5 protein-coding genes are annotated in these 5,240 nt (G+C 36.8%); 3 read left to right on the top strand and 2 right to left on the bottom strand.

The genetic code is table 11. From position 1 onward, the window contains the following. A partial coding sequence (locus AC4GME_RS17025; RefSeq protein WP_490379853.1) for a tellurite resistance TerB family protein occupies positions 1-233 on the top strand: 233 nt, incomplete at its 5' end. A 58-nt stretch (positions 234-291) separates the two neighbouring features. Here the strand turns inward: AC4GME_RS17025 and AC4GME_RS17020 are convergent. Next, positions 292-921: a YccT family protein gene (locus tag AC4GME_RS17020; protein ID WP_490378332.1), complete on the bottom strand. Its 630-nt coding sequence runs from the start codon at positions 919-921 to the stop codon at positions 292-294. A 351-nt stretch (positions 922-1,272) separates the two neighbouring features. Between AC4GME_RS17020 and AC4GME_RS17015 the strand changes: the two genes are divergently transcribed. Together AC4GME_RS17015 and AC4GME_RS17010 are read left to right on the top strand one after the other, a co-directional pair. Then, on the top strand, positions 1,273-2,856 hold the full coding sequence (locus AC4GME_RS17015) for a sensor domain-containing diguanylate cyclase (protein ID WP_490378331.1): 1,584 nt from the start codon (positions 1,273-1,275) through the stop codon (positions 2,854-2,856). A gap of 399 nt (positions 2,857-3,255) precedes the next feature. After that, the gene (locus AC4GME_RS17010) at positions 3,256-4,533 is read left to right on the top strand and encodes a dicarboxylate/amino acid:cation symporter (protein ID WP_490377883.1); all 1,278 of its coding nucleotides are present in this window, start codon (positions 3,256-3,258) and stop codon (positions 4,531-4,533) included. Positions 4,534-4,639: 106 nt separating this feature from the next. On the opposite strand, the gene AC4GME_RS17005 is transcribed toward AC4GME_RS17010, so the two are convergent. After that, the coding region (locus tag AC4GME_RS17005; RefSeq protein WP_490379852.1) for a substrate-binding periplasmic protein at positions 4,640-5,240 on the bottom strand (601 nt) is incomplete at its 5' end.

Below are 5,240 nucleotides of genomic sequence, written 5' to 3'. Positions count from 1 at the left end.
AAATCGGTAAACAGGAAATTAAATCATCGAATTCATTGTTTGATTTTACTTCGCAGTTAAGTACTTTAGACAATGAAACACGTATTAAAGTAATAGCTGCAATGTGGGAAGTTGCTTATGCTGATCGCCATTTAGATCCAATAGAAGAGTCTATTATTCGTAAAGTCGCCGCATTAATTTACGTTGGTCATCATGAATTTATTCGTACAAAATTAGCGGTTATGCCCTCATAAAACTCTTTAATAGGAGAGGGCATTTATTGATTTACTTAGCTGTTACATTGCAATGGCTCTATTTCATATCTTGCTCAAGCAACCAAATTCTAAAGGCTTTTCGCTCTTCTTTAGTTGCAGAGTTATAGATTTGAATCAGTTGCTCAGTTTTTGCTTGCGATACATTCGATGTAGTCAGATTTGATCCAGCCGTCATCACCGATGTTGTCGTTACTGGTACAGTAGCAACAGAGTTTAATGAAATCCCATGTTCTTGATTATAATCAGTAATTAGTTTTTCTATATCACTATAAGGTAGGTACCCCTTACCTGAAAGGGTATCACTGCCGGCTATTTCTAGAGTTTGCTCATTATTCGTTACAATCCATGTTACCCCTTGCTTTATCTCCTTTTCTGCCTGGTGTTGGTTATGGAAATTCCTGATACTTATCTCTGTATCGCCCTTAATATCAATATTAAAAAGGTGAGGTTTACTTTCTACCGTCTCGCCTTTTTTAAAATTATTCGAATATCTGACCACTACCTGGTGGTCACCTTCCGATAGTTCTGGTCCTTTACTAGCGAAAAAACCACTTTCAACTTCTTTACCATCTATCGCTAATATTTCGACTCCATTATCCCCTTTTAAAGTGGCAGCATGGCTGAAGGGAATCATCATTAGTGATAAGAGTACAACTGAAGCTTTCATTTACACTTTTCCTTATTATGTGGTAATTTTTGAATTCAAGTAAAAATAGTTGGAATCAATAATTATACCAAGAAATGAGATTAGCCCATCTCATTTCTAATAAGGTTATGATCTATGCATATTAAAAGCAGGATATTAGTTACTATTTATCGGGTTACGTAATTTTTGAGGTTTTTGTGTCAAAGGTTTGTCCGTATACGAATTGTAAGGGTGAGTAGTTTAACTCTATAATTATCATAATATTATTGATTTTTTTCTTTGCAGGAAGAGGAATTCTTCTTTTCGAAGAATATAAGTTTAGCCAAAGTGGTTATTATCTCGACACCTGACGTTTAAAGATAAGGTGGGGAAATGGCGAATACAACAAATAGCGAAAGATTTTCACTTAAAGAGAAAAAACGGGAACGAGGTTTACTTTATGTAACTCTTCTTCTGCTGTTTCTCTCATTGGTCGTTGCTATTATTTATGCTGTATTACATCAACAGATTGATCAAGAACGTGAAGTTAAACAGTATGCAGAACTGGTTAATATGCAGACTAAGATTATCACTGAGTTGAGCTCTGTAGGTGCCGATCTAATCTATTATTCTCATAGTGACCTCGCCATTGCAACCCTTTCATCGCCAGAGAAAACTGCTCTAGATTACCTGACATCGCTAATGTATAAAATTAGCTCACTGCAAAAACGTTATGATCAGATCCGTCTTTTTGATATACAGGGAAATGAGATTATTCGCATTGATCAGAATTCAGATTTTTCGCTGCAGCAGGTCCCACAGACTAAATTGCAAAATAAAAGTGAGCGTTACTATTTTAAAAATGCTTTGACTCTTCAGCCAGGACAAATTTACACATCGCAATTTGATCTTAATAAAGAGCGCGGGAAGGTTGAGTACCCAATAAAACCTATGATTCGTTTTGCTACGCCGATTCACTCTAAAAAGGGGGAATTACTTGGTGCTGGTATTATCAATTATAGCGGTAATAAAATTTTGCAAATTATCACGGAACTTAATGTGCATAAAGGTGATCAGGTTTCTCTTGTCAATAGTGATGGTTATTATTTAAAAGGAGATGACGCTAAGAAAGAGTGGGGGTTTATGTTCCCTGAAGGAGAGCAGTTTCTCTTCTCCGATGAACACCCTGAGCTGTGGAAAAAGATGCAGGGCAATAAGAGTGGTAAAGTAATTACTGCAGATGGAGAATATTACTTTAGTTCTTTCAATCTATCTCCTTCACCATCGTTCGCAATAGTTAATAGCGAGCATGTGTTTCTTGTTATGCATGTACCTAAAACTATTATTAATGATGAGCTGTTACTGCTGATAAAGGGATTAACTCTAGGTTTCTTGTTTATTGCACCAGTATTTTTAATATTGGGATGGATACTTGCTAACTCACAGGTTGAGCAGGCCTGGTTAGTTCAAAAGTTAAGTTTTGAAGCGAGACATGATGCGTTAACTGGGCTGTATAATAGAAAAGCAATTGTTGATTACCTTAATAAAAATATCGGTATTAGTCGTCGAAGAAATTCATCCTTATCTGTGGGATTTATTGATGTGAATGATTTGAAGATGATGAATGATCGCTATGGTCATGATGCTGGTGATGAGTTGATTAAAGGTGTTGCTGCTGTGATTAATATATCTATTCGAGAGTCTGACTTTGCGGCCCGTATTGGAGGAGATGAATTTCTTATTGTATTTATTGACTGTGACGAAGATAGTGCAAATATTATTATGCAGCGTATTCAGTCTATCTATTGTTCATTGGGGCTTATTAAAACGGGTAAAAAGTGGAGTATGAGTTTTGGTTGTACTGAGCTATTGAGTAAAGAAGATACAGTAGAAACAATGATTGAAAGAGCAGATAGCGCTATGTATAAACAGAAAACATACCTGAAAAAGCTAAAAGGGTCAGAAGCCGCATCATAAACTTAGCAGGAAGTTAATGATATAATTTCCTGTAAAGCCTTTATCTCATCCTAAAAGCAAGCCAACTTGGCGAAAAATCACGCATCTGCAATTTTAACTGGCAGAAGAATTAGCCATCTAAAAATACCTCCGTAATAAAAATGTAGATATTAAAAACAGCCCTTACTCGCTGATTAGAAAACACACACAACGGGTTAACATCTGCGTAATAGATCACCAAAGTCGATTAAATAGCGTTTCTTTAGGCAATATTGTTGATCACCATCAGGATTGTATCTCTAAATAAAGGTAACTTTGCCCGGTCATAAGCAGAAATGTAATATTTGAAATAAATTGAGTGAATTTCCTTCAAAAAACTGCTTATATAATAATTTTATTAACAATTTTAAGGATGACAAAGTGCTAAAAAAACACAAAGGACTGCTGTCCAATATAGGGACTCAGGTAGTTATTGCCATGATTATAGGTACCCTGGTCGGGACTTATATGGGCGAGTCGGCGACTATATTTGCGCCATTGGGAGCTATATTTATTCATTTAATCAAGATGTTAGTTATTCCACTTGTTGCTGTGGCTATCATCACAGGTGCTGCAAATCTTGGAAACAGTCCAGCCGCAGGTAAAATCGGTCTGAGTACCTTTGCCTTCTTTATGCTGACTTCTGCTGCTGCCGTTGCTTTAGCCATCTTTATGGGCGAAGTTTTCCAACCTGGTGTCGGAGTAGATTTAACCAGTATGCAGGCATTGTTCTCTAATGAATATGCGGATAAAGGTTCTGTACCTGGTTTTTTCCAAACCGTATTAGGCATGATACCAACTAATGTTTTTCAATCGTTAAATAATGCCAATATTCTGCAAATACTGGTTTTCTGCCTGTTCTTAGGTATTGCACTATCGAAAGTTGAGAAGAGTCGTAGCGAACCTTTAATGAATATTCTTAACGGTTTGGTTGATGCATTTGTCTGGATGATCCATGTTGTTATGCGTATAGCACCGATTGGTGTATTTGGTCTGATGGCCGAAGCAGTAGGCACGTTCGGATTTGATGTGTTAACAGTAGTAATGAAACTGTTTGTTGTTTATGTCGGAGCTATTTTGATTTTTGGTTTCGGTTTCTACCCATTACTTATCAAACTATTTTCAAATGTGTCGGTTCGTCGCTTTATCTCTGCGATGAAACGCCCGCAAGCTGTTGCTCTTTCTACTGCATCTTCTATGGCTACGCTACCTGTTACACTGGATACAGTAGAAAAAGAACTTAATATCAATAATTCTACTGCCTCTTTTGTATTGCCATTAGGCGCGACTATTAATATGAGCGGTAATGCGATCTATTATGGTCTGGTTGCAGTATTTTTCGCTCAGGTATTTAATATCGATCTTAGCTTTGCTGCTTATGTTGCAATTATTTTAACTGCAACAATCGGTGCGATTGGTCAGGCGGGTGTGCCAGGACCATCTTTCCTTGTGGTTGCTGTATTGCTTGCCGCTGGTATCCCAATCGAAGGGTTACCGCTATTATTTGCGCTGGATCGAATTTTCGACATGATACGTACTGCGTTAAATATTACCGGTGATGCGGCCTGTGCTGTTATCGTTGATAGATTCAACCCTGAAAGCCAGGCTGATGCAGAGGTTACACCAATACAAACGAAAGCAGATCAGAAAGTCGCTTAACGTTTATTATTAGCTGTATTTGATTAGTTAAGGGAGCTTATTAAGCTCCCTTTTTTATTGATTAGCCAAGAAATAATAGACAGAACAGGCAATATTTTTAACAGCTTCACTCTGCATCAAAACCATATTGTAACCATATCTTTTTAATTTGACCTGCATCTTTAAGTTGCCGCAGTGCCTTATTAAAATTTTCGTTTAACAGCCTGGTTTCCGGAATCTTCTTCGACCATAAGATAAAAATATTTTCATGTGAAATTATCGTATCAAGCGCCAATAGATGTTGTTTATAGCCCGGAAAGTCTTTTTCCAATAATGATATACCAACCAATTTATTGACTACAACATACTCAATCCGTTTGGAAATTAATCTTTCAAAGCAGTGTTTAAATGAGTTCGATTTAACTTTTATAATAGTGTCGTTACGCTGGAATTCTTCACCATAATAATAACCATTGATAACGCAGACACTGTGATCACTTAATGAGTTGATATCGGTAGCGGGCGTGTTATTTGTTTTATGTGTAAATAAAATAATATCGCTACTGGCAATTGGATCTGAATACCAAAAATAATTTTCACGTTGCTTATTGTAATAGCCTCCAAGTACAGCATGAAAAACCCCTTTTTGGGTGTGCTCTATTGCCCGTTTCCAAGGGATAAATGAAACGTTTAACTGGTAATCGATATGAGCGAGTACTTGTTTGGTT

The sequence above is a fragment of the Psychromonas sp. genome, assembly GCF_983033635.1.
This window is presented reverse-complemented; position numbering and strand designations above follow the sequence as displayed.

Excerpts from the sequence above, each read along its gene's own strand:
- AC4GME_RS17020 (WP_490378332.1), bottom strand. The coding sequence starts at position 921 with ATGAAAGCTTCAGTTGTACTCTTATCACTAATGATGATTCCCTTCAGC.
- AC4GME_RS17015 (WP_490378331.1), top strand. The coding sequence starts at position 1,273 with ATGGCGAATACAACAAATAGCGAAAGATTTTCACTTAAAGAGAAAAAA.